The following is a 24,326-nucleotide window of genomic DNA, read 5'->3' as shown; positions in this document are numbered from 1 at the left end:
CATTCCGGAAGTACGCCTGAAGTGCACTCCATCAGTACGGATTAGTCGGGTTGGCGTTCGATTTTGTGCGCAATGTCTTTTACTAAAAATAGCTGGCACCGCCCGACTTCAAAATCGTCAATATTGAAGATTGCGACATTGTAGCCGTCTTCGCCGAACGCGCTCTTGTACGCCACACCATCGTAGCCGAGCGAGCGAAACAATTCCGCAAGAATCTATGTGGGAGCGTACTCCGCTGCGTCGTCAGACCTGTCAACAGGCGCTGAAAATGCCCGGTCGATATCAGACCAGACAGCCTCTTCTATCTTGGCGCGCTCTGGCTCGTTGAAATAGATGAATCGCCTTTCGACAAGAACGCTGCAATCGATTAGTTTCAATGCGCGCAAACATTTCATAGTGGCGATGGTCACGTAGGCGCCGATCGCGGGCCTGACTTCCGATACTGCCGTGACGTTGTTTGTCGCCATATATAGAAAAGGGATACCGCGCGAGTTCACGCGCCCGTCAGAGGCTTGGTCACGCAAAGGCAGCATGCGTGCTTTGCTGGCCGCGCATTCAATGTCGTCGATGTGGATTTCTTCGCCATCGTCGTCAGTCTGATAAACAGGTCTCAGCCCATGTGCTACTTGGGCGCGCCTCAACCCAGCGCCCGGTTTGACGATTTTTTCTCGCGTAGCACAGGTGGCAGCGACGGCTTGCAGAAAAGCTTCCGCCTCCAGAGACCTAATGTAACGACGTGACTTCAAGACCTCGAGTTGGAAATGATGATAATCACGGTGCGATTTGAAAGTCGGACCCAAACTGTCTTTCGTCACAAACTATCCCCCAACGTCGCGAACCACTTTCAATCTGATAGACGCACAAACCCTCCGATGCTACGTCAGCCCGCAACTTAGACAAGCGACGAAACATACTCTTCGAAGTCCTCCGTCTTCTCAAAACCGAAATTGATCGCCAACACAGCGAAAGCCCGCTCCGTCCGCAATCCAGTCCCTAATCCGTATCCTTGCCCTCGACATGCTTGGCCCACAGATCCGGGCGCCTCTCCTGCGTCAGGGCTTCGGATTGCTCCTTGCGCCATTTCGCGACCTTGCCGTGATCGCCTGACAGCAGCACCGACGGGATTGCGTGTCCGCGCCATTCGGCGGGCTTGGTGTATTGCGGATGCTCCAGCAGGCCGTCCGAGAAGCTCTCTTCCTGCGTGGATTCCGCGTTGCCGAGAACGCCGGGGATCAGCCGCGTGGTGGCGTCGAGCACCAGTTGCGCGGCGATCTCGCCACCGGTGAGGACCGCATCGCCGACGCAGACCTCTTCCATCCCGTAGTGGTCGATCACCCGCTGGTCCAACCCCTCGAAGCGCCCGCAGACGAGCGTCATGCCCGGTGCCTTGGAGAAGCGCTCGGCGTCGGCTTGGGTGAACGGCTTGCCGCGCGGCGAGAGGTAGACGATGGGCCACAGGGCCCGGTCCTGCGGCGTTCCCTGCGAGGCAATGTCGAGCGCGCGGCCCATGACGTCGGGTTTCAGCACCAGCCCCGCGCCGCCGCCGGCGGGCGTGTCGTCCACCTGCCGGTGCTTGCCGGTGCCGAAGGTGCGCAGGTCGATCGTCTCCAGCGCCCAGATGCCCTTCTGCAGGGCCTTGCCCGTCAGCGAAGCATCGAGCACGCCGGGGAAGGTCTCGGGGAACAGCGTGATCACCTTGGCGCACCAGGCCTTGGCGAGGCGGGGGCGGTCGGTCATCAATTCGCGCGGCTTCAGGCTCGCGGATTGCGACAGGCGGCCATGGGATCGGGTCGGGGGCTGTGTCATGGGCTTCCTCTACGCGGGCGCGGGCGGGCGATCAATTCCTTCTCGCAGGCAGGTCCTGTCAGTTGACGCGAGGCAGGGGCGTTCCGGTGCTTGTCTGACCGCAGCCGCCCCCCTAGGTTGAGCCTCTGCGCAAGGAGCCTCGCCCGATGACCAAACCCATCCTGACCGTTGACCGGTTGACGAAAGTTTACGACGGCGGGTTCACCGCGCTGGATGCCGTTTCGCTGGAGATTGCCGAGGGCGAGATCCTCGCGCTTCTCGGTCCCAACGGCGCGGGCAAGACGACCCTGATCTCGACGATCTGCGGCATCGTGCAACCGACCAGCGGCACCGTTTCGGTCGGTGGCCATGACACCCAGTCCGAGTACCGCGCCGCGCGCAGCCTGATCGGCCTCGTGCCGCAGGAGATCAACCTCGAACCCTTCGAGAAGGTGATCAACACGGTGCGTTTCTCGCGTGGGCTCTTCGGCAAGCCGCGCAATGACGCCTACCTCGAGAAAATTCTCCGGCAGCTCTCGCTCTGGGACAAGAAGGACGACGCGATCCGTACGTTGTCGGGGGGGATGAAGCGGCGGGTGCTGATCGCCAAGGCGCTGTCCCACGAGCCGCGCGTGCTGTTTCTCGACGAGCCCACGGCCGGCGTCGATGTGGAGCTCCGCCGGGATATGTGGGAGATCGTGCGCACCCTCTCGGACAGTGGCGTGACGATCATCCTGACCACCCATTACATCGAGGAGGCCGAGGCCATGGCCGACCGTGTCGGGGTGATCAACAACGGCCGCATCCTGCTGGTGGAAGAGAAGGCCGACCTGATGGCGCGCATGGGCCAGAAGGAGCTGCGCATCGATCTGGCCGAGCCGATCACCACGCTGCCGGAAGGGTTGCGGGGCCGGGATCTCGAGCTCGAGGACGGCGGCGCGCGGCTGGTTTACCGCTACGACACCCGCGCCGAACGCACCGGTATCGTCCGGCTTCTGACCGCGCTGCAAGCCGAGGGGCTGGTGGTGTCGGACGTGGAAACCAAGCAAAGCTCGCTGGAAGAAATCTTCGTGGGTCTCGTGAAGGAAGGGGACGCGGCATGAACTTTCAGGCGATCAAATCCATCTATGTCTTCGAGATGGCCCGGACCTTCCGCACGCTGGCGCAATCCATTGTCTCGCCGGTGCTCTCGACCTCGCTCTATTTCATCGTCTTCGGCACCGCCATCGGCTCGCGCATCGACCAGGTGGAGGGCGTCAGCTACGGCGCCTTCATCGTGCCCGGCCTGATCATGTTGACGGTGCTGACCCAGTCGATCTCCAACGCCAGTTTCGGGATCTATTTCCCGAAATTCATCGGCACGATCTACGAGCTGCTCTCGGCGCCCGCCTCCTTTCTGGAGATCACCGCGGGCTACGTGCTGGCGGCGGCGACGAAGAGTTTCATGATCGGGCTGATCATCCTCGGCACCGCGTTTTTCTTCGTCGACCTGCAGATCCTGCACCCGTTCTGGATGCTCACCTTTTTGGTGCTCACCTGCCTGTCGTTCAGCCTCTTCGGTTTCATCATCGGCATCTGGGCGCAGAATTTCGAGCAGTTGCAGCTGATCCCGCTGCTGGCGGTGACGCCGCTGGTGTTCCTCGGCGGGGCCTTCTACTCGATCTCGATGCTGCCCGAGAGCTGGCAGACGGTGACGTTGTTCAACCCGGTGGTCTACCTGATCTCGGGGTTCCGGTGGAGCTTCTTCGGGGTGGCGGACGTGGACCTTGTCTGGTCGCTGGTGGCGATCCTTGGGTTCACGGGCCTTTGCATCGCGGTCATCGGCTGGATCTTCAAGACCGGCTGGCGCCTGCGCGCCTGAGCGGGCCGGGAAGGGGGCTAGCCCCCTGACGCTTTCCCGGTGGGAAAGCGTCCACCCCCAGAGTTGTATTTGCCAAGATGAAGGAGCGGGGGCTTCAGCCGTAGATGTGGCCGCCGAGGTATTTCGCGCCGGTGTCGCAGCCGAGGGTGACGATCTTCTTGCCGGGGCCGAACTCGCGCGCGATGTCGATGGCGGCGGTCACGTTCAGGCCGGTGGAGCCGCCGCAGAAGATGCCGGCCTCCCGCGCCAGGGTGCGGCACATCTCGAAGGCGCGGGTCTGGTCGATGGCGCGGATGTCGGCGAGGCGGGACTGCTCAAGAAAGGGCGGGGCGAAGCCCACGCCGATGCCCTCGACCCGGTGCGGCCCGCCCTTGCCGGTGGTCAGGAGCGGCGATTGCGCGGGTTCGAGCGCGATGACGTCGGGCGTGCAGCCCGCGGTGGCGAGCCCGTCGGCGGCGCCCATGAGTGCGGCGCCGGTGCCCACGGCGGCGATGAGGCAATCCAGCTTGCCGTCGAGGCTGGCGGCGATCTCGGCTCCCATGGGGGCGTAGCCCGCGCGGACATCGGGGGAGCCGAACTGGTGGGCGTAGAAGCTGCCCGGTTCTTCCGCGAGCGCATAGGCGTGGGCCTTCATGCGCTGGATCAGCTCGGGCGTGATCGTGCCGTCTTCGCTTGGCTCCACGAGAACCTCGGCGCCGAAGGCCTCCATCGCCTGTTTCTTGCTGGCGGAAAAGGCATCGGAGAAGACCGCAGTGAAGCGCAGGCCGAGGGCGGCGGCGACGAAGGCGAGCGCCGTGCCGGTGCTGCCGCCGGTATATTCCACCACCCGGTCGCCGGGGTGCAACGCGCCGCGCTCGATGGCGCGGGTGAGGACCGAGACGGCCATGCGGTCCTTGTAGGAGCCGGTGGGGTTGCCGGATTCGAGCTTGAGCCAGATTTCCGCGCCCCCGGTGGGTTCGATCTGGGCGAGGCGGATCAGGGGGGTGTTACCGATCGTTGACAGGATGCTGTCGTGGGGCATGGCCTCTCCTTCAGGTTTGCCACGCCGGAGTGGCACGGGCAGCGGCGGAGAGGGTAGCAGATTGCGGCGATCGAGTCAGCGCGGGTGGTCGCGGCTTGGCGGTGCGGCGGTGGGCGCCTCAGTCGTAATCCTGGCCGAGGGGGGGCGCGGGCGCCTCGGGGGCGGGCGCGGGATCAAGCAGGCCTTCCGGCATGTCGATGATGACCCGGCCAGCGGCGAGGTCGACCGTGGGGACGGCGGCAAGGGTGAAGGGGATCAGCAGGCCATTGCCGAGGCCGGGGCCGGTGATCTCGAGGATGTCGCCCGCGCCGTGATTGGCGACCGAGGCGATCTTGCCGATGGGTTCCCCACCGGTGTCGATGGCGGCGAGCCCCACGAGATCGGCGTGATAGAACTCGTCGTCGGGCAGCGAGGGCAGGGCGGTGCGGGGCGCATAGAGCCGGGTGCCGCGCAGGGCGTCGGCCTCTTCCTTGGTGGCGACGCCCGAGAGCATGGCCGCGTAGCCGGATTTGACCGGGCGCGTCAGGGTGACCGTGTAGGAGGTGGCGCCGTCCTCGGTGCTCAGCGGCCCGTAGGAGCCGATGTCGGAGGGTTCGGCGCAGAAACTTTTCAACCGCACTTCCCCGCGCACCCCGAAGGAGCCGGAGATCGCACCCACGCAGACGTGGTCGGGTTTGGAGGGCGATGCAGGCATGGGGAACCTATGACAGATGGAAGGGCGGGGGCGTGCGGGGCAGGACGGTCGCGTCCTGCCCTCACACAGGTTCGAGGTCTGCGGCCCGGCACAGGTGCACCGGGCGCGCAGGGCCGCGCAGGATTACTCCTCTGCGGCGGTTTCTTCTTCTGCTGCGGGCTCTTCCGCGGGGGCGGCGGCTGCTTCAGCGGCGGCGGCTGCCTTGGCGGCTTTCTCTTCCGAACGCTCGACGGCTTTCTTGCCGGGCTGAGCCTTCTTCATGTTGGCGCGCTCTTTCTTTTCGACGACGCCGGCGGCCTCGAGGAAACGGCTCACGCGGTCGGTGGGCTGAGCGCCCTTGTCGAGCCAGTGCTGAACGCGCTCCATATCCATCTTGACGCGGTCTTCGCTGTCCTTGGGCAGGAGCGGGTTGTAGGTGCCGAGCTTCTCGATGAAGCGGCCGTCGCGGGGCATGCGGCTGTCGGAAGCAACGATGCGGTAGAAGGGACGCTTCTTGGAACCGCCGCGGGCGAGACGAATTTTCATGGCCATGGTGTATTTCTCCTAAAGACCGGGGCGGGTGCCCCTATGATTGGTGTTGTTCGTGGTGACGGATGACTTCGTCGATGACGAAGCGCATGAGTTTCTTGGCAAAGACGGGGTCCAGATCGGCCCGCTGAGACAAGTCTTCTAACCGGGCGATCTGCGTGGCCTCGCGGGCCGGATCGCTCGGGGGAAGGTCGTGTTCGGCCTTGAGACGGCCGACAGCCTGGGTGTGCTTGAAGCGCTCTCCCAGGGTGTAGATCAGGATCGCATCGAGCCGGTCGATGCTTTCGCGGTGGCCCTTCAGGACCTCGGCGGCTTTGGCAACGGCGTCGCTCATGCAGCGGCCTCCTGTGGCGACGGGTGGCGATAGACCAGCGCGTCGGGGTTGGGGTGGGTGGCCGCGGCATCGAGGCGGCAGCCGAGGCGCTCGGCCAGGGCGATGGAGCGCGCGTTGTCGCGGTGGATGTAGCTGACGGCCGAGGTCCAGCCGAAGGGCCCGTAGCAATGGGCGCGCACGGCCTGCGCGGCCTCGTAAGCGATGCCGCGGCCCTCGGCGTTCTCCCAGAGCATCCAGCCGATTTCCTTCTCCGGCCAGCCGGCGGGATACCAGCAACCGACGATGCCCACTGGCGCGCCCTCGTGCTCCACCGTCCACATGCCGAAGCCACGGATCGTCCAATGGCCAAATTCGGCGGCGAAGATCGTCCAGGCCTGCTTCTCATCCTTTTGCCCGCCGGTATAGGCGGCGCGCTCGGAAGCGAAGTAGTCGCGGAAGCCGGGCCAGTCGCCGGGCTCGGGGCCGCGCAGGGTCAGCCGTTCGGTCTGCAAAACGGGGATCATGCCGAGACCTCCGCCGGAGAGGGGTGACGCCAGATCTGCATGGTGCCGAAGCGGCCATGCTCGAAGGTGCCGTCGAGGTGGCAACCGAGCTTGCGGGCCAGTGCCAGCGAGGCCGCGTTCTCGGCGTGCACGAAGCTCGCGGCCGTTTGCCATTCCAGCGTCTGATAGGCGTAATCGCGCGCCAGCAGGGCGGCCTCGTAGGCGTAGCCCTTGCCTTCGCCCTTCTCGAACATCGTCCAGGCGATCTCGGGCTCGGGCCAGTCGACGGGGCAGAGCGGGCCGACGATGCCGAGCGCCTCTTCCTCGTTGCCGGTCTCAGCCACGATCCAGCGGCCGTAACCGCGCAGGTGCCAATGGCCGATCAGCGCGGCGAGGTATTGCCAGCTTTCGCCCTCGGTCGAGGGACCGCCGACGAAATGCGACCGCTCCGACGCGCGGAAGGCGGCGATCGCCTCGAAGTCGCCGAGATTGGGCGCGCGCAGCGTCAGCCGCTCGGAAAGGAGCGTGGGGATGATCAGCATGGGATCACCGGGCGCGCGATATGGCGGGCACGCAGGGTCACTTCTTCTTGCCCAGACCCGAGAGATCACCGAGCCCCGGCAGGCCACCGCCGCCGGCACCCATCTGCTTGGCCGCTTTTTCCAGCGCCTTGGGGTCCATGCCGGCCATGGCCGAGGGGTCCATCCCCGCGGGCATGCCGCCGCCCTTGCCCATCAGCGCGCCGAGGCCGCCGCGCATCAGGCCTTTCTTGCCCATCTTTCCCATCTTCTTCATCGCGTCCGCCATCTGGCGGTGCATCTTGAGCAGCTTGTTGAGGTCGCTGACCTCTTGACCCGCGCCCTTGGCAATCCGCTTCTTGCGGCTCGCCTGAAGGATCGCCGGGTTGGCGCGCTCGCGTTTGGTCATCGACTGGATCAGGGCGATCTGGCGGACGATCACCTTGTCGTCGAAGCCCGCTTCCTCGATCTGTTTCGACATCTTGGCCATGCCGGGCATCATGCCCATCATGCCCTGCATGCCGCCCATCTTCTGCATCTGCTCAAGCTGGCCCTTCAGGTCGTTCATGTTGAACTGACCCTTCTGGAAACGCTTCATCATTCGCTCGGCCTGTTCGGCCTCAAGCGTTTCCTGCGCCTTCTCCACCAGCGCGACGATGTCGCCCATGCCGAGGATGCGGCCCGCGATGCGCTCGGGCTCGAAGGTCTCGATGGCGTCCATCTTCTCGCCGAGGCCGACGAAGCGGATCGGCTTGCCGGTGATCTCGCGCATCGAGAGCGCCGCGCCACCGCGACCGTCGCCGTCCATCCGGGTGAGCACCACGCCGGAGACGCCGATCTTGTCATCGAACTCCGTCGCGACGTTGACCGCGTCCTGACCGGTCAGGCCATCGACCACCAGCAGCGTCTCGCGCGGGTTGGCCACGTCGCGCACGGCGGCGGCCTGGGCGATCAGCTCCTCGTCGATGTGCAGGCGGCCGGCGGTGTCGAGCATGTAGACGTCGTAGCCCGCGAGGCTCGCCTGGGTGTTGGCGCGCTTGGCGATCTGGACCGGGTCCTCGCCGGGCACGATCGGCAGCGTGTCGACGCCGATCTGTGTGCCGAGGATGGCCAGCTGCTCCATCGCCGCCGGGCGGTTGGTGTCGAGCGAGGCCATCAGGACCTTCTTGCCCTCACGATCCTTCAGGCGCTTGGCGAGTTTCGCCGTCGTCGTCGTCTTGCCCGAGCCCTGCAGGCCGACCATCAGGATCGGCGCGGGCGGGTTGTCGATCTTCAGCTTGCCGGGGTCGCCTTCGCCGCGCAGCGTCGCGATCAGCTCGTCATGGACGATCTTGACGACCTGCTGGCCCGGCGTGATCGACTTGGTGACTGCCGCGCCAGTGGCCTTCTTCTCGACGTTCTTGATGAAGCTGCGCGCCACGGGCAGCGAGACGTCGGCCTCCAGCAGGGCGACGCGCACTTCGCGCAGGGCGGTGCGGACGTCATCCTCCGACAGCGCACCCTGCTTGGTGAGCCGGTCGAAGACGCCAGAGAGGCGTTCGGATAGATTCTCAAACATGGGCGTGGCCCCTTTCGCGATCCCGGAAGTCTGCCCTTGAAGATAAGGACGCAGCCCACGAACCCAAGCCCCGATGCGCATTGCCCCAAGTGGTCGTTCCGGACGAGGGCAACACCCAAACGGGTTTTGCCCCCGTGGGCGAAACTCGCTGACGGGGGGCGATCCTACGAACGCGCGCGGGACCGGGAAGCTTGGCTTTCCGGCTATTGAAGGGGGATTTAGGCGGGATCGGCGGGTGAGTCAATCATCGCGGCAGGGGCCGGGCCGGGGAGCGGCGCGGCTAGTGGCAGAGGACGGACAGGTCCAGCACGTCTCCGGCCAGCATGTCGCCCGGCGCATGCAGCGAGAACGAGCGCCGGATATCGAGTTGATCCCACTCCGCCTGAGTGATCGGCGGCACCGGCGCGGGGCGCGATCCGGGCGCGCCGTAGAGCGTCAGGGCCATCGGGCCGACGTAATGGATGCCGCCGTAGGACAGGCCCTCGATATGGTGGGCATAGACCCCGACCAGATCGGTGGCATGTTCACGAGAGGTGGTGATCAGCGTCCAGATCGGGCCGGAGATCCCCTCGCCAATCGACATGGACCCCTGCGCCAGATGCGCCATGGCGCCACCGTCCTGCCGGATCGATTGACCGGTGGTGGTGTATTCCGCGCTGCCGGGCAGGCGGGTGCCGGGGCGGATCAGGCCGACGCCCTGGGTTACCTCGACGGTGAAATCGAGCGCACAGGTCAGTGCCGAGGCTGCCGGACTCGTGGCGGCCACGGCAAGAAAAGCGAGCAGGGAAGAGAGGTGACGGCCCATGGCGCGAGATTAGCACAGGGGGCCGCGCAGACAAAGCGAGGCCGCAGCACCGGCTGCGACCTCGTCGTCGGGATCGGATCAGGCCGCCAGGGCCGCCACCTGCTGCCGCGCCCCGGCCAGCGTGGCCTCGGGGTCGATGGCCATGCGGTCGGCCGTCACGAAGGTCACGTCGGTGATGCCGATGAAGCCCAGAAGGTGGCGGATGTAGCCGGTCGCGAAGTCGATCGCGGAGCCCGCCTCGGTGCCGCCGGACGCCAGCGCGATAATCGCGCGCTTGCCGCTCAGAAGCCCCTCGGGCCCGGTCTCGGTATAGCGGAAGGTCACGCCGACGCGGGCGATCTGGTCGATCCAGGCTTTCAGGGCGGCAGGCACGCCGAAGTTGTAGATCGGCAGTCCGATCACCAACGTGTCGGCGGCCTTCACCTCTGCCACCAGCGCGTCCGAGAGCGCCAGTGTCTCGGCCTGTTCGGGGGACCGTGCGTCGGCCGGGGTGAAGTTCGCGCCGATCCATGCTTCGTCGAGCAGGGGCACGCCCTCGGCGAGGTCACGGGTTGTGACGGTGGCGGGGGAGAGTTTCTCGACGATCTGGGTGGTGAGATCGCGGGAGATCGAGTTCTCGCGGCGGGCGGAGGCGTCGATGCGGAGGATATGGGTCATGGTGTGTCTCTCATTGGTCGAAGAATATGAGGAAGGACCTAATAGCTGCATCAGGGCGCACAACCTGCGCTACTTGCTATATAGTGTTTATATTCGCACATTGACGCTGCCTTGCTATGAGGCGTTGCACTTGGCAGCCAGCGCACCCATTGTGGGGCGAGCATTTATTTGTGTGAGATCGTGCACAGGAGAGGGGCGCTTGGTCGTATGGAAAATTGGGATGAAGTCAGAACCGCTTTCCAGGTCGCGAAAATCGGCACCGTCTCGGGCGCGGCCGAGGCTTTGGGCGTTCACCACGCCACGGTAATCCGCCACATCGACGCGCTGGAAGCGCGCCTCGGCGCGAAACTGTTCCAGCGCCACGCCCGCGGCTACTCGGCAACCGAGGCAGGGCAGGACCTGCTGGCCGTGGCCGGGCAGGCGGACGACCAGTTCACCCAGTTGGCCGGCCGCATCCGGGGGCGGGGCGACGAGGTGACGGGCGAATTGATCGTGACGTCGCTGCCGACGCTATCGCCCCTCCTGGTGCCTGCCATCGGGTTGTTTCAGGACCGCCACCCCGATCTGCGGGTGCGGCTGGTCAACGACACGCGCGTCTTCCGGCTGGAGTATGGCGAGGCCCATGTCGCGATCCGCGCCGGCAAGCTGCCCGATCAGCCCGACAACGTGGTGCAGCCCTTCTTCACCGAGACCCTGCGGCTTCTCGCCAGCCGCGACTATGTCGAGCGCTATGGCATGTTGACCGAAGAGAATATCGCCAAGCATCGGTTTGTTGGCAGCACCGACGACCTGCCGCGGGCGCCCTACTTCAAGTGGCTCACTGATAATGTCCCCAACAGCGCGATCTATTTCCGCGCCTCGTCGATGAGCGAGGCGAAGGACGCGGTTCTGGCGGGTATCGGCATCGGTTTCGTCGCGTCCTGGGATCGGATCCATACCGACGACCTGATCGAGGTGCTGCCGGCGATGGAGGATTGGACTGCGAAGTTCTGGCTCGTGACCCATATGGACCTCCACCGCACGGCCAAGGTGCAGACCTTCGTGCGGCACCTGAAGGAGCAGGTGAAGACATGGCCCAAGGGTGATGAGGCGCTGGCGTAGCGGGTTTGGGGGCTCTGCCCCCGTCCGCCCCTTGCGGTGCGGCCTCCCCCGGAGGTGTATTGGCCAAGATGAAGAAGGGAGCGCGGCGCGTGGGGGTGCGTCCGGGCTCTGACACGGGAGATTGGGTTTGAAGGAAGCGGTTGGCTCCACGCGGGGCGGCCATCTGGCGATGCTGGCGTTTTCGGCGCTGGTGGCGGGATCGTTCTCGCTTGGCGGTCAGGTGGCGGATGAATTGGCGCCGACGGCTCTGAACGCGGTGCGCTTCGCGATTGCCGCGGCGATCATGGGCGCGGTGGTCTTTGCGCGCGGGGGCGTACCGCGGGCGGCGCTGGCGGCGCCGTGGCGCTACGTGCTTCTGGGGGGCATCTTCGCCTTCTATTTCGTGCTGATGTTCGAAGGGCTGAAGACGGCGCCGCCGGTGTCTGCGGCGGCGGTCTTTACCCTGACCCCGGTCTTGAGCGCGATCTTCGGGTGGTTCCTGCTGCGACAGGTGGTGAGCGCGCGGATTGCCGGCGCCTTGGGGATCGGTGCGCTCGGCGCGGCTTGGGTGATCTTCCGCGCGGATCTTGCGGCGCTTTTGGCCTTCGAGATCGGGCGCGGCGAGGTGATCTATTTCATAGGCTGCGTCGGGCATGCGCTCTACACGCCGATGGTGCGGGTGTTGAACCGGGGCGAGGCGGTGGCCGTCTTCTCCTTCCTGACCCTCGTGGCCTGCGCGGCGGTGATCGCGCTCTGGGGGATCGGCGATATCGCGGCGACCGATTGGGGGGCGCTGCGCCCGCTGGTCTGGATCACCATCGGCTACACGGCCGTATTCGCCAGCGCCGCGACGGTGTTCCTGATCCAGTTTGCCTCGCTGCGGCTGCCCTCGTCCAAGGTCATGGCCTATACCTACCTGACGCCCTCGTGGGTGATCCTGTGGGAGATCGCCCTTGGGCAGCCGGTGCCGGCGGCGGTGGTGTTGGTCGGCGTCGGGCTGACGGTTGCGGCGCTTTTGCTGCTTCTGAAGGATTGAGCGCGGGAACGGTGGCGCGTCAATCCTCGCGCAGTTCCTGTTCCAGAAAGGCTTCGAAGGCGTCGAGGTTCACCGGCTCGAACTGGCCGAAGCCCTGCATCCAGACCGAGGCACCTTTCAGGGCGTCGGGTTCGAGCTTGCACCACTTCACCCGGCCGCGTTTCTCCTGGGTGATCAGCCCGGCCCCTGTCAGCACGCCGAGATGTTTGGAGATCGCAGCGAGCGACATCTCAAAGGGCTCTGCCACGTCGGTCACGGCCATGTCGTCCTCCAGCAGCATCTGCAGGATCGCCCGCCGGGTGGGGTCGGCGAGGGCGGCGAAGACGGTGTCGAGCGAGGGTTTCGGAGGGAGGGCCATGGGCCCAGTAGGGGGCATGGGCGCGAAACGTCAACCATCTGGTTGAATATGCTGGGGGGCGGCACTGGTGGCTCGCGGGAAAGGGCGCAGAAGTAAATTTTATATATATCAATAACTTAGGCGGGAGTCATGCGCGTTGACTCTGAACGCCCCGCGCCCTAGCTTCCGCGCAACCTGTCCACCAAGGCGGTATGGCGATGTCCGAACAAGACGAAGACCGCATGCGTGCGCTGGAAGCGCGGATCGCGGCGGCGAAGTCTCGGGCCAACCCGGACCGCTCGAAGGTGGAAGAGCATCACTCGCAGGCGCAGCTGGCGTGGCGGATGGTGATCGAGTTGGTGGCCGGTTTGGTCATCGGCTTCGGCATAGGCTACGGGCTGGACTACCTGTTCGGCACCACACCGTGGCTGATGGTCGTGTTTGTCATTCTGGGGCTCATCGCCGGGATCAAGACCATGATCCGCTCGGCGAACGAGGTCCAGCAAGACGCGCTGGAGCGCGAAGAGAAAGCAGCCCGCGGTGACGCGGCAGAGGAAATGGGGACGCGCGATGGCGACTGAGAGCACCAACACCGAGACCAACGGCACGGCCTCCAACGGTATGGGCCGCGTGGTGGCGTTCATCCTGATCGGCCTCGCCGTTCTGGGGTTCATCGCCGCTTACCTTGACGATTACACCGGCGGCCTGGCGATCCACCCGATGGACCAGTTCGTGGTGGCGCCGCTCTTCGGCCATGGTGACGTCGGCATGTTCACGATCACCAACGCGACGCTCTGGATGGCCCTGTCCGTCCTCTGCGTCATCGCGCTGATGGTCTGGGGCACCCGCGGCCGCAACGTGATCCCGTCGCGCAGCCAGTCGGTGGCAGAGCTCGCCTACGGCTTCGTGCGCGGCATGGTGGAGGACGTGGCAGGCAAGGACGCGCTGCCCTACTTCCCCTACATCTTCACGCTGTTCCTCTACATCCTCTTCGCCAACTTCCTCGGCCTGATCCCGACAAGCTTCACCACGACCTCGCACATCGCCGTGACCGCGGTGCTGGCGCTGGCGGTCTTCGTGACCGTCACGGTCCTGGGCTTCGTGAAGAACGGCGTCGGCTTCCTAAGCCTCTTCTGGGTCTCTTCCGCGCCGCTGGTGCTGCGTCCGATCCTCGCGATCATCGAATTGATTTCCTACTTCGTACGCCCGGTCAGCCATTCCATTCGTCTGGCAGGCAACATCATGGCAGGCCACGCGGTTCTGAAAGTGTTCGCCGGTTTCGCCGGGGCGCTCGGCCTCGCCGGTATCGCGCCGATCATCGGCATCGTGGCGATCTACGGCCTCGAAGTCCTCGTGGCAGCCATCCAGGCCTACGTGTTCGCAATCCTGACGTGCGTCTACCTGAAGGACGCGCTTCATCCCGCTCACTAATTCTGTCCGGGCGTTGTGCCCGGTCCGAGAGAACTAACTTCCAAATCGTAAGGAGATACATCATGGAAGGCGATATCGCACAAATGGGTCAATTCATCGGTGCCGGCCTGGCCGCCATCGGTTCCGGCGCCGCCGCTATCGGTGTGGGCCACGTTGCAGGCAACTTCCTCGCCGGCGCCCTGCGCAACCCCTCCGCGGCTGCTGGTCAGACCGCAACTCTCTTCATCGGCATCGCATTCGCCGAGGCACTGGGCATCTTCGCCTTCCTCGTCTCCCTGCTGCTGATGTTTGCTGTCTAAGACGACACGCATCTAAGATCCTTACGTTCGGCGCGCTGTCCCATGGTGGAGGGCGCGCCACCGTAACACCCCGCATTCCGGTTGGAGGAACACCATGGCTGACGAAGCCGAAATTGCAGGCCACGGCGCGCCCGAAGCCTCTGGCATGCCGCAGTTGGACATCGGGACCTTCGACAACCAGATCTTCTGGTTGGTTCTGACCCTCGTTGCCATCTACTTCGTGCTGGCGAAAATTGCCCTGCCCCGTATTTCCGCGGTGCTGGCAGAGCGCCAAGGCACGTTGACCAATGATCTGGCTGCAGCCGAAGATCTGAAGCGTCAGGCAACTGAGGCGGAAGAAAGCTACAACGCGGCCCTCGCCAACGCGCGGGCTGAAGCCACCAAGATTGCCCAGGAGACCCGCGAGGAGATCCAGGCGCAACTACAGGTGGAGATCGACAAGGCAGACGCCCAGATCGCGGCCCAGACCGCCGAGGGTGAAGCCCGGATCGCCGAAATCGAAGCCGGGGCAGTTGCCACGGCAGAAGAGGTCGCCCGCGACGTCGCCGCTGAAATCGTCCGCGCCCTCGGGCCGGGCCAGGACGTCGACACCGCTGCGATCGATGCTGCTGTCGCCAACCGTGTGAGAGGGTAAGACCATGCGTTATTTGACCGTTCTCATCGCGATGGCTGCCACGCCCGCTTTCGCCGCAGAAGACGCCCCGCACGGGTTGCTGTCGCCCTCCTTGGGCAACACCGACTGGATCGTGTTCCTCGGCTTCCTGCTGTTCCTTGCCGTCTTGTTCTACTTCGGCGTGCCGAAGATGCTGATGGGCATGCTGGACAACCGCGCCGCGGGCATCCGCTCTGACCTCGAAGAGGCCCGTGGCCTGCGCGAAGAAGCCCAGACCATGCTCGCCTCCTACGAGCGCAAGGCCCGCGAAGTGGAAGAGCAATCCGCCCGCATCGTCGCCGACGCCCGCGCCAGCGCCGAAGCCGCTGCCGTGCAGGCCAAGGACGACATCGCCCGCTCGATCACCCGCCGCCTCGCCGCGGCCGAGGACCAGATCGCCAGCGCCGTGACCAAGGCCAACCGTTCGGTCCGCGACCGCGCCGCCTCCGTGGCCATCGCCGCCGCGGCCGAGGTGATCGCCAAGAACACCAGCTCTGCCGATCAGAACAAGCTGATCGACGAGTCGATCGAGGAAGTCGGCCGCCGGCTGAACTGAGCTTCGCTTGAAGAACCTGCAAGGGCCTCGCCGGATCGGCGGGGCCTTTTGCGTCTCAGGCGACGGGTCTGCGCTCAGCCGAACTTGTCGCGATAGGTCGGCATCACGTCACCCGCCGCGGCCGAGGCCTCAAAGACCCCGCGCGCGATGGCCCGCGACAGGCAGAGCGCCGCGCCATGTCCCAACATCAGCAGGTCCGCCTCGCTCTCCAGCGGGACCGCCCCGGTCGCGGCTGCAAAGACAAGATCACCGTCCATCGGCGTGTGGCTCGGAAAGATCGCCCGCGCCATGCCGTCATGGGCTGCCACCGCCAACCGCGTCGCCTGCGCCTGGCTCAGCGCCGCGTCCGTGGCCACGATGGCAATCGTCGTGTTGCGCGCGTCACCGCCCTTCACCGGGGGCAGGGCACCCACATCGAAGCTCTTCGCGATCCCGCGCCCGCCGAACTCTCCGCCCATCTCGAAGGGCGCGGCCCAGAAGCACGGGCCGTCCCCCACGGTCACCCGACCGAGCGCATTGACCGCCACCAGCGCACCGACGGTATGACGCCCGATCCGCAAGGAGGCCGAGCCGAGCCCCCCCTTCAGGTCCGCCGTCAGCGCCCCGGTCCCGGCCCCCACGGAGCCGAGCGCGAAATCCGCGCCCGCCGCCGCCAATGCCTCGCGCCCGAGCTGCTTGTAGGGGTTTTCGGCCCAGTCCTTGTCGCCCCCGTTGATCAGGTCGAACAGGATCGCCGCCGGCACGATCGGCACCACCTGGTCGCCCACCGCGAAGCCCCGCCCGGCGGCGCGCAGGGCATCCGCCACGCCCGAGGCCGCGTCGAGCCCGAAGGCCGAGCCGCCCGAAAGCACCAGCGCATCGGCCTGCTGCACCGTCTTGTCGGGCGCCAGCAGGTCCGTCTCCCGCGTGCCGGGCGCCCCGCCCATGACATGGACCCCGGCGGTGAAGGGCGCGTCGCCCACCAGCACGGTCGCCCCGGTCTTCACACCCGCATCCGCCGCATGGCCGACCCGCAGGCCCGCCACATCGGTTATCAGGTTCCTCTTCCCCGGTTGCATCATGTCACGACCCTCAAATGCGGCACCGTCCCGCGAAACATGCCGAGCGCCCGCAGCGGCGCGCCGTCGGGTACCGGGCAGTCCAACCCCTCGTAGGCCCCCGGCCGCACCACGACCAGTGTGCCGCCCAAAGCCGCCAGGCGCGCGGCCGTCTCACCGTCGAAATGCGCCCGCAACCGTGCCGCGTGGCGCGTCTGGATCACGTCCACCTGGCCCAAGTCCAATCCCGGCGCGACCTCCCACAGGTAGGCGAAAACCGAGGGCTGATCGGCGAACTCCCCCGCGAAGACGGCGATATCCGCCGGCAAGTCATGGCGCGCGTAATCCGTCATCGCACACGTCTCGCCCGCGCCGCGCTCATATGCAGCGCCCCCCGTCCACTTCCAGCGCCACCCCGGTGATCATCGAGGCCGCCTCCGAGCACAGGAAGGCCGCCGCCTCTCCCATGTCCTCGGGCTGGCTGAACCGCCCGAGGGGGATCGTCGCAAGGAACTTGCCCCGCATCTCCGGCGTGTCCTCGCCCATGAAACTCGACAGGAGCGGCGTTTCGCCAGCCACCGGGCAGAGCGCATTGACCCGCACGCCCGCAGGCGCCAGCTCCACCGCCATGCTCTTCGTCGCGGTGATCATCCACCCCTTGGAGGCATTGTACCAGCTCAGGTTCGGCCGCGGCGACAAGCCGGCCGTCGAGGCGATGTTGAGGATCGCGCCGCGCCCCGCCGCCTTCATATGCGGCACGATCTCCCGCGCGGTGAGGTAGACCGACTTGGCATTGACCGAGAGCACCCGGTCGAACTCCGCCTCCTCGACCTCCTCCATCGCCATCGGCAGATGCGTTATGCCCGCGTTGTTCACCAACACGTCGATCCGCCCCCATTGGTCCATAGCGGCCCGCGCGATCTCCGCCACGTCAGCGGCCTTCGACACGTCCGCGCGGATCGCCGCGCCGCCGATCTCGTCGGCAATCCTGATCGCGGCCTCCTCGTTCAAATCCGCCACCATGACGGACGCCCCCTCGCGCGAGAATATCCGCGCGATCCCGGCCCCGAAGCCCGAAGCCGCCCCCGTCACAACCGCCGTCTTCCCCTCAAGCCGCATTCCCACGCTCCCTTTCCATCGCAATCACACCGAAGGCTATCCGCCTCCCCGAGGGCCGTCCATGCCCCCGCCGCCACACAGGCCGCTCCCCCTTCATCTTGGCCGATACAACTCCGGGGGGAGCGCGCCTCAAGCGCGTGGGGGGCTGGCCCCCCCATCCCAAAACGCGCCAAACACCTCACCCGTGGTGGGCCGCCACCGTCTTCAACGTGGTGAAGCCGTAAAGCGCCTCGAACCCCTTCTCGCGCCCATGGCCAGAGTGGCCGACCCCGCCGAAGGGCAATTCCACGCCCCCCGCCGCGCCGTAGTTGTTCAGGAACACCTGTCCCGCGCGCAGCCGCTTTGCCAGCCGCATCTGCCGCCCGCCGTCGGCACTCCAGACCGAGGCGGCGAGGCCGTATTTCGTGCCATTAGCGATCCGCACCGCATCCTCTTCGTCCTCGAAGGGGATCAGCACCTGAACCGGGCCGAAGATCTCCTCCTGCGCCAGCGGATGCTCCGGCGGAATATGCCCCAGAAGCACCGGCGCGATGTAATTGCCGCCCTCGGGCAAGCCTTCCGGCAGGTCGGCCCGCGCCAGCACCTGGCCCGCGTCAGCCTGTGCCAAAAACCCCTCCACGATGGCCTTCTGCCGGGCCGAGACCAGCGGCCCCACCCGCGGATCGTCGCCCGCCGGCCCCACGCTCAGCGCCGCGATTTCCGCCGCCAGCCGCTCCGCCAGCGCGTCGTGGATCTCCCGCTGCACGAGGATGCGGGAGCCGGCCGAGCAGGTCTGGCCCGCGTTCTGGATGCCCGCGTTCACGAGGAAGGGCAGCGCCCGGTCGAGGTCGGCGTCCGCGAAGACGATCTGTGGCGACTTGCCACCCAATTCCAGCGTCACCGGCACGATGTTCTCCGCTGCCGCCACCTGCACCCGCCGCCCGGTGGCCACCGAGCCGGTGAACGACAGATGCCGCACGCCCGGATGCGCGCTCAACGCCGCGCCGGCCTCCGCGCCCAGTCCCGGCACCACGTTCAGCGCCCCCTTTGGCAACCCCGCCTGACGCGCCAGGTCGGCGAAGGCCAGCGCCGTCAGGCAGGCCTCCTCCGCCGGTTTCAGCACGCAGGCGTTGCCGGTGGCCAGCGCCGCACCGATGGAGCGGCCGATGATCTGCATCGGGTAGTTCCAGGGGATGATGTGTCCCGTCACCCCGTGGGGTTCGCGCAGGGTGTAGACGGTGAAGCCCGCGTTGAAGGGCAGGGTCTCGCCGGTCAGCTTGTCGGCGGCCCCGCCATAGAACTCGCAGTAGCGCGCCAGCGCCGTCACGTCGGCCTTCGCCTGCGACAGGGGCTTGCCCACGTCCGCCGATTCCATCGCCGCCAGCGCCTCGGCATTGTCGAGCACCAGCTGCCCCAACCGGAACAGCACGCGGCCCCGCTCGGCCGCCGTCATCGCCCCCCAGGCGCCTGCCAGCGCCCCTTCGGCGGCGGCCACGGCGGCATCCACATCGGCCGCGCTGCCCCGCGCGATGCGGGTGATTTCGGCCCCGGTGGAGGGGTCGACGACGGGCAGCGTCTCGCCGCCCGAGGCCGCGCGCCAGGTGCCGTCGATGAAGAGGAGGGAGGGGTCAAACCAGATGTTCATGGGGGGCTCCGGGTAGAAGGGGGGCCGCGGCCAGAAGGGCCTGCGTGTAGGGATGCTGCGCGTCGGTAAAAATAGCCTCCGTCGCGCCCTGCTCGACGATCTCTCCGGCCTGCATCACCAGCACGCGGTCGGTGATCGCACGCACGACGCTCAGATCGTGGGAGATGAAGAGGTAGCTCAGGCCGAAGTCCTGCTGCAACTGCGCCAGCAGGTCGAGGATCTGCGCCCGCACCGAGACGTCCAGCGCGCTCACCGCCTCGTCGAGCACCAGCAGCTTCGGCCGGGTGATCAGGGCGCGGGCAATGGCAATGCGCTGACGCTGCCCGCCCGAGAATTCATGGGGGTATTTCAGCGCATCCTCCGGCGACAGCTGCACCGCGCGCAGGGCCTCTGCCACCGCCGGCCCGCGCTCGGGCGGATCGGGCAGCAGGTAGAACGGCTCGCTCACGATCCGGTCGACCCGCCAGCGCGGGTTGAAGCTGCCGTAGGGGTCCTGGAACACCACCTGCACATCGGCGCGCAGGGCGCGGGGCATCTGCGGGCTGACGCCATGGCCGTTCAGGACGATCTCGCCCGAGGTTACAGGATCGAGCCCGAGGATCGCGCGCGTCAGGGTCGACTTGCCGCAACCGCTCTCACCCACCAGCCCCAGGCTCTCGCCCCGCTGCACCTCGAAGGAGACCCCGTTCACCGCGCGCACCGGGGGGCCGCGCCGAAAGCCCTGGCGCGCGCCGGGAAAATGGCGATGCACGTCGCGCACCGACAGGATCGCATCGGGCGCCTGCGCCGCCGTCCGCTCGGGCTGGTGCGAGGAGGCCGCGAAGAGCTTGCGCGTATAGGGATGCGCCTGCGCCCGCAGCACTTCCGCCGTGACGCCCTGCTCCACGATCCGCCCCTTCTGCATCACCGCGATACGGTCGGCCATGTCCGCCACCACGGCGAGGTCATGGGTGATCAGCAGGAGGCTCATCCCTTCCTCCGCCACCAGCTCGCGCAGCAATTCGAGGATCTGCGCCTGCGTGGTGACATCCAGCGCCGTGGTCGGCTCATCCGCGATCAGCAGCCTCGGATGCAGCGCGATGGCGGCGGCGATACAGACCCGCTGCCGCTGCCCGCCCGAAAGCTCATGCGGGTAACGGTCGAGCGCGATATGCGAGAGCCCCACCCGGTCGAGCCGGTCGCGGGCGATGGCGCGCGCCTCGGCGCGGGTGGCGGCACCGTGGATCAGCAGCGTCTCGGCCACCTGATCACCGATCGTCTGCACCGGGTTCAGGGCCGTCATCGGCTCCTGGAAAATCATCGCGATGTCATTGCCGCGCAGATTCTGCATCGCGGGCTCGTCCAGCGCCAGCACGTCCACGTCATCGACCTGCGCCACGCCCCGCGTGCTGACCGAACGCGGCAGCAGCCCCATCAGCGCCAGCGCCGTCATCGACTTGCCCGAGCCGCTCTCACCCACCAGCCCGAAGATCTCGCCCGCCTCGATGCTCAGCGAGACGCCGTCGAGGATCCGCAGCTTCCCGATATCGAGGCACAGCCCCCGGACGTCGATCATTCCCGCGCCCTCCGCAGCCGCGGGTCGAGCGCATCGCGCAGCCCGTCGCCCACAAGGTTCAGCCCAAGAACCAGCAGCACGATCGACAGGCCGGGCAGGAGCGCCAATTGCGCGTGGGAATAGATCATCGTCTGCGCATCGGCGAGCATCTTGCCAAGCGAAGCAGTGGGCGGCTGCGCGCCAAGGCCCACGTAGGACAGACCCGCCTCGGCGAGGATGCCGAGCGAGAATTGGATTGTCGCCTGCACGATCAGCAGGTTGGCGATGTTTGGCAGGATATGCTCGGCGCTGATCCGGGCGCGGCTCTTGCCGGCGGTCCGCGCGGCAAGGATGTAATCCAGCGTCCAGATCGGCAGCGCCCCACCGCGGGCGACGCGGGCGAAAACGGGGATGTTGAAGATCCCGATGGCGAGGATCGCATTGGTCGCCGAGGGCCCCCAGACGGCGGTGATCAGGATCGCGATGACCAGCGACGGGAAGGCGAAGACCAGGTCGTTGCCGCGCATGATGATCTCGTCGAGAAACGAGCCCTTCTTCGCCGCAGCCGCGAGGCCCAGGGGCACGCCCACGCCCACCCCGATGCCCACCGCCACCAGCGCCACCGCGATGGAGGTCTGGGTCCCCTCCATCAGCATCGACACAAGGTCACGCCCGAATTGATCGGTGCCGAACCAATGGCTGGCGGAGGCTGGCTGCAAACGGTCCGGGATCGACAGCCGCGTGGTGTCATAGGGCGTCCAGACCAGCGAGATCAGCGCCACCACGATGAAGAATGCGGTGATCAGCGCGCCGATGATCAGGGCAGGGGGCAGGCGCTTCATGTGCGGCGCAGCCTCGGGTCGGCAATCGCATAGGCGATATCGACAAGGAAGGTCACGACGATGACGGCGAAAACCAGGAGCATCGTCACGCTCTCCACCACCACGAGGTCGCGCTGCGTGATGCCCTGGAAGATCAACCGGCCAAGCCCCGGCAGGTAAAAGACGTTCTCGATGATGATCGCGCCGGCCAGTAGAAAGCTGAACTGCAACCCGATGATCGTCAGCACCGGGATCAGCGCGTTACGCAGAGCGTGGCGCAGGATCGCCTGCCGCGGCGAAAGCCCCTTCGCGCGGGCGGTGCGGATGTAATCCTGGTCCAGCGTCTCGATCAGGGCCGAGCGCATGACCCGCGCGAGGATCGCCGCCTGCGGCAGCGCCAGCGCCACGGCGGGCAGGGTGAGCGACCGCAGCGCCGCCCCCGGCGTGTCCCACCCGGCAAACCCACCCGAGGGAAACCACTGCCGCTGCACCGCGAAGAGCAGCACGAGGAACATCGCGAACCAGAAGTTCGGCACCGCGATGCCCAGTTGCGTCGTGGTCATGGTCAGGAAATCGCCCCATCGCCCCCGGTTCGCCGCCGCCAGTACCCCCACCGGCACGGCGATCAGCGTCGACAGCACCAGCGCCATCAATGCCAGCGGCACCGAGACCCAGACCCGGTCCGCGATCAACTCCGCCACCGGCACGCGATAATTGTAGGAAGTCCCGAAATCCCCCGTCAGCATCCCCGAAACCCAGGCGAGGTAGCGCTGCACCATGCCCCCGCCGAGGCCCAGTTCCGTGCGCAAATTGGCGATGGCCTCCTCGGTCGCGTTCAGTCCCAACATGAAGGCGGCGGGGTCGCCGGGGATGACCTCGATCACCGCGAAAATGGCGATGCTGGCGACCACGAGGCTGAGGCTCAACGAGAGGGCGCGGAAAAGGAGGTAGCGGGTCATGGGGCGACGTTACTTCCCTCGCGCGCGATGGGCCATAGGCCTTGCCGAGCCGCGCAGCGCCCGATCCCCGAAGGCACCCGCCCCGCCGCGCACCGCCCGCGCCAAAGCGGCCCGCCGATGGGCGCGCGCAACCGCTCCTTCATCTTGGTAAATACAACTCAATCCCGCCCTCTCCGCGCGCGCCTCAATCGGCGTCAAGGGTGGCACCGTCCGTCTCGATCCCATCGGCGATCTCGGTGTCGACCACGTAGATATTGCCCGCGCCGCTGCCCGACTGCGCCGCCTCCACGCCCATTTCGCCGCCGTCGTTGCCCGCCGAGGCGGAGCCCACCAGCGTCAGGGTCAGATCGCCCGCGCCCTCTTCCTCCACGTCGAGGCCGAGGCCCCCGTTCGAGGAAAGCTCCACGGCCGTGGCCGTCACGTAGAGGTGGCCCGCGTCCTCTTCCGACAGCTTGATCGCGTCATCGAGGTTGCCGTTGCCGATGATGCCGGTGAAGACGACGTCGATATCGCCCGGCCCCTCTTCGTCGAAATCATAGCCCTCGTCGAAATTGCCAAGAATCTGCCCGATGGAGAGTGTCGCGATCACGCTGCCCGGCCCGGCCTCGCCGATATCGAACCCGTCGTCCACGTCGATGCCATAGGCATATGCCGCGACGCTGCCGCCGTCGAAGGTCTCCACATCTGCCTCGATGCAGGAGAGGTCCGGCGCGGTGGCGTCGGGTTGCGGCAGATCGGCGGCGATGAGCTCGAACTCACGGAAGGTCGCCTCGGGCGGGCGCGGCAGGAAGGTCTCCAGCACGGCCGGATCGCAATAGCTGCCGTTCTCGATGAAATCGGCGCGGACGAGGTCGGCGATCACGCTGCCCGACTGGCCTTCGTCCAACTCGATCCCGTCGGCGCCCACGCCCGTGGCGGTGAAATTCACGGCCGTCAGGAGGATGTCGCCGGGCCCCCTCTCGTCCACCCGCAGGCCGTCGGCGTCATGGCGGCCCTGGCCCACGTCCGAGATGTAGACGCGGTTCAATTCCAGCCGGAGCGACGCGGGGGAGCCGTCGCCCGCCGCGCCATCGCCCGAACCACATGCATCGACCCGCGCGCAGTCCGAGACGTGGATGCCATGGCCCGCCACGCCCGCGACCGTGACGTTGCTCAGCACGAGGCTGACCTCGCCACCCGCCGCATCTGCCGCGCCGAGGAAGATCCCCTTGCCCGCCGCGCCCGTGCTTTGGTTGGCCAGCGAATAGCCACCGGGCCCGGAAAACCGCGCGCCGGTAATGGCCAGAAGCCGCGGGCCGATGGCCGTGAGCAGGGTGACATCATTGGGCGAGGCGATGGTAACGCCGTTGCCGTGAATGACCAGCGGCGACGAGCCCTCGTAGCGCAATCCCACCTCGGTGGAGATCGTGCCATCCGCTTCGGTCATCAGGATGACCGTGCGCTCCTCCGAGGCCGCCGCCGCGTCCAATGCCTCCTGCAGCGAGCCGGGGCCGGTGGGGTAGAAGTTCGTGACCAGCAAGGTCTCCCCCGCGGCCGGAGTGGTCAGGCTGAGCGCCACGGCAGCGCTGGCACGAAGAAGGGTGAACGGCGACATGGAT

At 66.7% G+C, this 24,326-nt stretch carries 29 protein-coding genes; 9 read left to right on the top strand and 20 right to left on the bottom strand.

Going from position 1 to position 24,326, the window contains the following annotated elements; genetic code table 11:
• Positions 1-215: 215 nt before the first annotated feature.
• Both KYE46_RS16735 and trmD read right to left on the bottom strand, forming a co-directional pair.
• On the bottom strand, positions 216-815 hold the full coding sequence (locus KYE46_RS16735; RefSeq protein WP_219002276.1) for an RES domain-containing protein: 600 nt from the start codon (positions 813-815) through the stop codon (positions 216-218).
• Between the two features lie 178 nt (positions 816-993).
• Entirely contained in the window at positions 994-1,806 is an 813-nt protein-coding gene (gene trmD / locus KYE46_RS16730; RefSeq protein WP_219002273.1) for a tRNA (guanosine(37)-N1)-methyltransferase TrmD, read from the bottom strand.
• Between the two features lie 146 nt (positions 1,807-1,952).
• On the opposite strand from trmD, the gene KYE46_RS16725 reads away from it, so the two are divergent.
• Together KYE46_RS16725 and KYE46_RS16720 are read left to right on the top strand one after the other, a co-directional pair.
• Positions 1,953-2,888, top strand: a complete 936-nt coding sequence (locus KYE46_RS16725; RefSeq protein WP_219002271.1) for an ABC transporter ATP-binding protein — start codon at positions 1,953-1,955, stop codon at positions 2,886-2,888.
• Positions 2,885-3,646, top strand: a complete 762-nt coding sequence (locus tag KYE46_RS16720) for an ABC transporter permease (protein ID WP_219002269.1) — start codon at positions 2,885-2,887, stop codon at positions 3,644-3,646. Before KYE46_RS16725 ends, KYE46_RS16720 begins: the two co-directional genes overlap by 4 nt.
• Before the next feature lie 94 nt (positions 3,647-3,740).
• Here KYE46_RS16720 and KYE46_RS16715 read toward each other — a convergent pair whose 3' ends face one another.
• The 9 genes from KYE46_RS16715 to KYE46_RS16675 form a co-directional block, all read right to left on the bottom strand.
• Positions 3,741-4,667, bottom strand: a complete 927-nt coding sequence (locus KYE46_RS16715) for a PLP-dependent cysteine synthase family protein (RefSeq protein ID WP_219002267.1) — start codon at positions 4,665-4,667, stop codon at positions 3,741-3,743.
• A gap of 118 nt (positions 4,668-4,785) precedes the next feature.
• Positions 4,786-5,361: a ribosome maturation factor RimM gene (gene rimM, locus KYE46_RS16710; protein WP_219002264.1), complete on the bottom strand. Its 576-nt coding sequence runs from the start codon at positions 5,359-5,361 to the stop codon at positions 4,786-4,788.
• Between the two features lie 123 nt (positions 5,362-5,484).
• Positions 5,485-5,892 (bottom strand): 30S ribosomal protein S16, encoded by a 408-nt coding sequence (gene rpsP / locus KYE46_RS16705; protein ID WP_219002262.1) that lies wholly within the window; start codon positions 5,890-5,892, stop codon positions 5,485-5,487.
• A 34-nt stretch (positions 5,893-5,926) separates the two neighbouring features.
• On the bottom strand, positions 5,927-6,223 hold the full coding sequence (locus KYE46_RS16700; RefSeq protein WP_219002260.1) for a chorismate mutase: 297 nt from the start codon (positions 6,221-6,223) through the stop codon (positions 5,927-5,929).
• Positions 6,220-6,726, bottom strand: coding sequence for a GNAT family N-acetyltransferase (locus KYE46_RS16695; RefSeq protein WP_219002258.1), 507 nt, complete (start codon positions 6,724-6,726; stop codon positions 6,220-6,222). The genes KYE46_RS16700 and KYE46_RS16695 overlap by 4 nt, the downstream gene beginning before the upstream one ends.
• A complete protein-coding gene (locus KYE46_RS16690; protein WP_219002256.1) occupies positions 6,723-7,247 on the bottom strand; it encodes a GNAT family N-acetyltransferase in 525 nt (174 codons plus the stop codon). Before KYE46_RS16690 ends, KYE46_RS16695 begins: the two co-directional genes overlap by 4 nt.
• Positions 7,248-7,284: 37 nt before the next feature.
• On the bottom strand, positions 7,285-8,781 hold the full coding sequence (gene ffh, locus KYE46_RS16685; RefSeq protein ID WP_219002255.1) for a signal recognition particle protein: 1,497 nt from the start codon (positions 8,779-8,781) through the stop codon (positions 7,285-7,287).
• Positions 8,782-9,061: 280 nt separating this feature from the next.
• Positions 9,062-9,586: a hypothetical protein gene (locus KYE46_RS16680; RefSeq protein WP_219002254.1), complete on the bottom strand. Its 525-nt coding sequence runs from the start codon at positions 9,584-9,586 to the stop codon at positions 9,062-9,064.
• A 78-nt stretch (positions 9,587-9,664) separates the two neighbouring features.
• On the bottom strand, positions 9,665-10,243 hold the full coding sequence (locus tag KYE46_RS16675) for an FMN-dependent NADH-azoreductase (protein WP_219002253.1): 579 nt from the start codon (positions 10,241-10,243) through the stop codon (positions 9,665-9,667).
• A 207-nt stretch (positions 10,244-10,450) separates the two neighbouring features.
• Here KYE46_RS16675 and KYE46_RS16670 point away from each other — a divergent pair, with 207 nt between their 5' ends.
• Both KYE46_RS16670 and KYE46_RS16665 read left to right on the top strand, forming a co-directional pair.
• Positions 10,451-11,344 (top strand): LysR family transcriptional regulator, encoded by an 894-nt coding sequence (locus KYE46_RS16670; protein ID WP_219002252.1) that lies wholly within the window; start codon positions 10,451-10,453, stop codon positions 11,342-11,344.
• A 169-nt stretch (positions 11,345-11,513) separates the two neighbouring features.
• A complete protein-coding gene (locus tag KYE46_RS16665) occupies positions 11,514-12,359 on the top strand; it encodes a DMT family transporter (RefSeq protein ID WP_219005143.1) in 846 nt (281 codons plus the stop codon).
• Between the two features lie 19 nt (positions 12,360-12,378).
• Here KYE46_RS16665 and KYE46_RS16660 read toward each other — a convergent pair whose 3' ends face one another.
• Positions 12,379-12,717, bottom strand: a complete 339-nt coding sequence (locus KYE46_RS16660; protein ID WP_219002251.1) for an ArsR/SmtB family transcription factor — start codon at positions 12,715-12,717, stop codon at positions 12,379-12,381.
• 197 nt (positions 12,718-12,914) lie between these two features.
• On the opposite strand from KYE46_RS16660, the gene KYE46_RS16655 reads away from it, so the two are divergent.
• The 5 genes from KYE46_RS16655 to KYE46_RS16635 all read left to right on the top strand — a co-directional run bounded on the left by KYE46_RS16655 (position 12,915) and on the right by KYE46_RS16635 (position 15,634).
• On the top strand, positions 12,915-13,277 hold the full coding sequence (locus KYE46_RS16655) for an AtpZ/AtpI family protein (RefSeq protein ID WP_219002250.1): 363 nt from the start codon (positions 12,915-12,917) through the stop codon (positions 13,275-13,277).
• A gap of 40 nt (positions 13,278-13,317) precedes the next feature.
• Positions 13,318-14,127, top strand: coding sequence for a F0F1 ATP synthase subunit A (locus tag KYE46_RS16650; protein ID WP_219005142.1), 810 nt, complete (start codon positions 13,318-13,320; stop codon positions 14,125-14,127).
• 62 nt (positions 14,128-14,189) lie between these two features.
• Positions 14,190-14,426, top strand: coding sequence for a F0F1 ATP synthase subunit C (locus KYE46_RS16645; protein ID WP_219002249.1), 237 nt, complete (start codon positions 14,190-14,192; stop codon positions 14,424-14,426).
• Positions 14,427-14,520: 94 nt separating this feature from the next.
• The gene (locus KYE46_RS16640) at positions 14,521-15,060 is read left to right on the top strand and encodes a F0F1 ATP synthase subunit B' (RefSeq protein WP_219002246.1); all 540 of its coding nucleotides are present in this window, start codon (positions 14,521-14,523) and stop codon (positions 15,058-15,060) included.
• Between the two features lie 4 nt (positions 15,061-15,064).
• Entirely contained in the window at positions 15,065-15,634 is a 570-nt protein-coding gene (locus KYE46_RS16635; protein WP_219002244.1) for a F0F1 ATP synthase subunit B, read from the top strand.
• Positions 15,635-15,708: 74 nt separating this feature from the next.
• Here the strand turns inward: KYE46_RS16635 and KYE46_RS16630 are convergent, their stop codons facing one another.
• The 8 genes from KYE46_RS16630 to KYE46_RS16595 all read right to left on the bottom strand — a co-directional run bounded on the left by KYE46_RS16630 (position 15,709) and on the right by KYE46_RS16595 (position 24,322).
• Positions 15,709-16,692, bottom strand: a complete 984-nt coding sequence (locus KYE46_RS16630) for a P1 family peptidase (protein ID WP_219005141.1) — start codon at positions 16,690-16,692, stop codon at positions 15,709-15,711.
• Positions 16,692-17,024, bottom strand: coding sequence for a hypothetical protein (locus KYE46_RS16625; RefSeq protein WP_219002241.1), 333 nt, complete (start codon positions 17,022-17,024; stop codon positions 16,692-16,694). Before KYE46_RS16625 ends, KYE46_RS16630 begins: the two co-directional genes overlap by 1 nt.
• Before the next feature lie 25 nt (positions 17,025-17,049).
• Complete coding sequence (locus tag KYE46_RS16620) at positions 17,050-17,790, bottom strand: glucose 1-dehydrogenase (RefSeq protein ID WP_219002239.1); 741 nt, start codon at positions 17,788-17,790, stop codon at positions 17,050-17,052.
• Between the two features lie 178 nt (positions 17,791-17,968).
• Positions 17,969-19,414, bottom strand: coding sequence for an aldehyde dehydrogenase family protein (locus KYE46_RS16615; protein WP_219002237.1), 1,446 nt, complete (start codon positions 19,412-19,414; stop codon positions 17,969-17,971).
• Complete coding sequence (locus tag KYE46_RS16610; RefSeq protein WP_219002236.1) at positions 19,398-20,969, bottom strand: ABC transporter ATP-binding protein; 1,572 nt, start codon at positions 20,967-20,969, stop codon at positions 19,398-19,400. Before KYE46_RS16610 ends, KYE46_RS16615 begins: the two co-directional genes overlap by 17 nt.
• Positions 20,966-21,790 carry an ABC transporter permease gene (locus tag KYE46_RS16605; RefSeq protein ID WP_428845065.1) on the bottom strand — a complete coding sequence of 275 codons (825 nt, stop codon included), beginning with the start codon at positions 21,788-21,790 and terminating at the stop codon, positions 20,966-20,968. Before KYE46_RS16605 ends, KYE46_RS16610 begins: the two co-directional genes overlap by 4 nt.
• Positions 21,787-22,728 carry an ABC transporter permease gene (locus KYE46_RS16600; RefSeq protein ID WP_219002233.1) on the bottom strand — a complete coding sequence of 314 codons (942 nt, stop codon included), beginning with the start codon at positions 22,726-22,728 and terminating at the stop codon, positions 21,787-21,789. Before KYE46_RS16600 ends, KYE46_RS16605 begins: the two co-directional genes overlap by 4 nt.
• A 184-nt stretch (positions 22,729-22,912) precedes the next feature.
• A complete protein-coding gene (locus KYE46_RS16595; protein WP_219002231.1) occupies positions 22,913-24,322 on the bottom strand; it encodes a hypothetical protein in 1,410 nt (469 codons plus the stop codon).
• Positions 24,323-24,326: the final 4 nt, after the last annotated feature.

The sequence above is a fragment of the Gymnodinialimonas ceratoperidinii genome (assembly GCF_019297855.1).
Classification (GTDB): Bacteria; Pseudomonadota; Alphaproteobacteria; order Rhodobacterales; family Rhodobacteraceae; genus Gymnodinialimonas; species Gymnodinialimonas ceratoperidinii.
The sequence above is the reverse complement of the archived record's forward strand: the minus strand, read 5'-3'. Positions and strand labels throughout refer to the sequence as shown.

Bases quoted from the DNA above. Each gene is read 5' to 3' on its own strand.
- trmD (WP_219002273.1), bottom strand. From the start codon at position 1,806: ATGACACAGCCCCCGACCCGATCCCATGGCCGCCTGTCGCAATCCGCG.
- KYE46_RS16725 (WP_219002271.1), top strand. From the start codon at position 1,953: ATGACCAAACCCATCCTGACCGTTGACCGGTTGACGAAAGTTTACGAC.
- KYE46_RS16720 (WP_219002269.1), top strand. From the start codon at position 2,885: ATGAACTTTCAGGCGATCAAATCCATCTATGTCTTCGAGATGGCCCGG.
- KYE46_RS16715 (WP_219002267.1), bottom strand. From the start codon at position 4,667: ATGCCCCACGACAGCATCCTGTCAACGATCGGTAACACCCCCCTGATC.
- rimM (WP_219002264.1), bottom strand. From the start codon at position 5,361: ATGCCTGCATCGCCCTCCAAACCCGACCACGTCTGCGTGGGTGCGATC.
- rpsP (WP_219002262.1), bottom strand. From the start codon at position 5,892: ATGGCCATGAAAATTCGTCTCGCCCGCGGCGGTTCCAAGAAGCGTCCC.
- KYE46_RS16700 (WP_219002260.1), bottom strand. From the start codon at position 6,223: ATGAGCGACGCCGTTGCCAAAGCCGCCGAGGTCCTGAAGGGCCACCGC.
- KYE46_RS16695 (WP_219002258.1), bottom strand. From the start codon at position 6,726: ATGATCCCCGTTTTGCAGACCGAACGGCTGACCCTGCGCGGCCCCGAG.
- KYE46_RS16690 (WP_219002256.1), bottom strand. From the start codon at position 7,247: ATGCTGATCATCCCCACGCTCCTTTCCGAGCGGCTGACGCTGCGCGCG.
- ffh (WP_219002255.1), bottom strand. From the start codon at position 8,781: ATGTTTGAGAATCTATCCGAACGCCTCTCTGGCGTCTTCGACCGGCTC.
- KYE46_RS16680 (WP_219002254.1), bottom strand. From the start codon at position 9,586: ATGGGCCGTCACCTCTCTTCCCTGCTCGCTTTTCTTGCCGTGGCCGCC.
- KYE46_RS16675 (WP_219002253.1), bottom strand. From the start codon at position 10,243: ATGACCCATATCCTCCGCATCGACGCCTCCGCCCGCCGCGAGAACTCG.
- KYE46_RS16670 (WP_219002252.1), top strand. From the start codon at position 10,451: ATGGAAAATTGGGATGAAGTCAGAACCGCTTTCCAGGTCGCGAAAATC.
- KYE46_RS16665 (WP_219005143.1), top strand. From the start codon at position 11,514: ATGCTGGCGTTTTCGGCGCTGGTGGCGGGATCGTTCTCGCTTGGCGGT.
- KYE46_RS16660 (WP_219002251.1), bottom strand. From the start codon at position 12,717: ATGGCCCTCCCTCCGAAACCCTCGCTCGACACCGTCTTCGCCGCCCTC.
- KYE46_RS16655 (WP_219002250.1), top strand. From the start codon at position 12,915: ATGTCCGAACAAGACGAAGACCGCATGCGTGCGCTGGAAGCGCGGATC.
- KYE46_RS16650 (WP_219005142.1), top strand. From the start codon at position 13,318: ATGGGCCGCGTGGTGGCGTTCATCCTGATCGGCCTCGCCGTTCTGGGG.
- KYE46_RS16645 (WP_219002249.1), top strand. From the start codon at position 14,190: ATGGAAGGCGATATCGCACAAATGGGTCAATTCATCGGTGCCGGCCTG.
- KYE46_RS16640 (WP_219002246.1), top strand. From the start codon at position 14,521: ATGGCTGACGAAGCCGAAATTGCAGGCCACGGCGCGCCCGAAGCCTCT.
- KYE46_RS16635 (WP_219002244.1), top strand. From the start codon at position 15,065: ATGCGTTATTTGACCGTTCTCATCGCGATGGCTGCCACGCCCGCTTTC.
- KYE46_RS16630 (WP_219005141.1), bottom strand. From the start codon at position 16,692: ATGCAACCGGGGAAGAGGAACCTGATAACCGATGTGGCGGGCCTGCGG.
- KYE46_RS16625 (WP_219002241.1), bottom strand. From the start codon at position 17,024: ATGACGGATTACGCGCGCCATGACTTGCCGGCGGATATCGCCGTCTTC.
- KYE46_RS16620 (WP_219002239.1), bottom strand. From the start codon at position 17,790: ATGCGGCTTGAGGGGAAGACGGCGGTTGTGACGGGGGCGGCTTCGGGC.
- KYE46_RS16615 (WP_219002237.1), bottom strand. From the start codon at position 19,414: ATGAACATCTGGTTTGACCCCTCCCTCCTCTTCATCGACGGCACCTGG.
- KYE46_RS16610 (WP_219002236.1), bottom strand. From the start codon at position 20,969: ATGATCGACGTCCGGGGGCTGTGCCTCGATATCGGGAAGCTGCGGATC.
- KYE46_RS16605 (WP_428845065.1), bottom strand. From the start codon at position 21,790: ATGAAGCGCCTGCCCCCTGCCCTGATCATCGGCGCGCTGATCACCGCA.
- KYE46_RS16600 (WP_219002233.1), bottom strand. From the start codon at position 22,728: ATGACCCGCTACCTCCTTTTCCGCGCCCTCTCGTTGAGCCTCAGCCTC.
- KYE46_RS16595 (WP_219002231.1), bottom strand. From the start codon at position 24,322: ATGTCGCCGTTCACCCTTCTTCGTGCCAGCGCTGCCGTGGCGCTCAGC.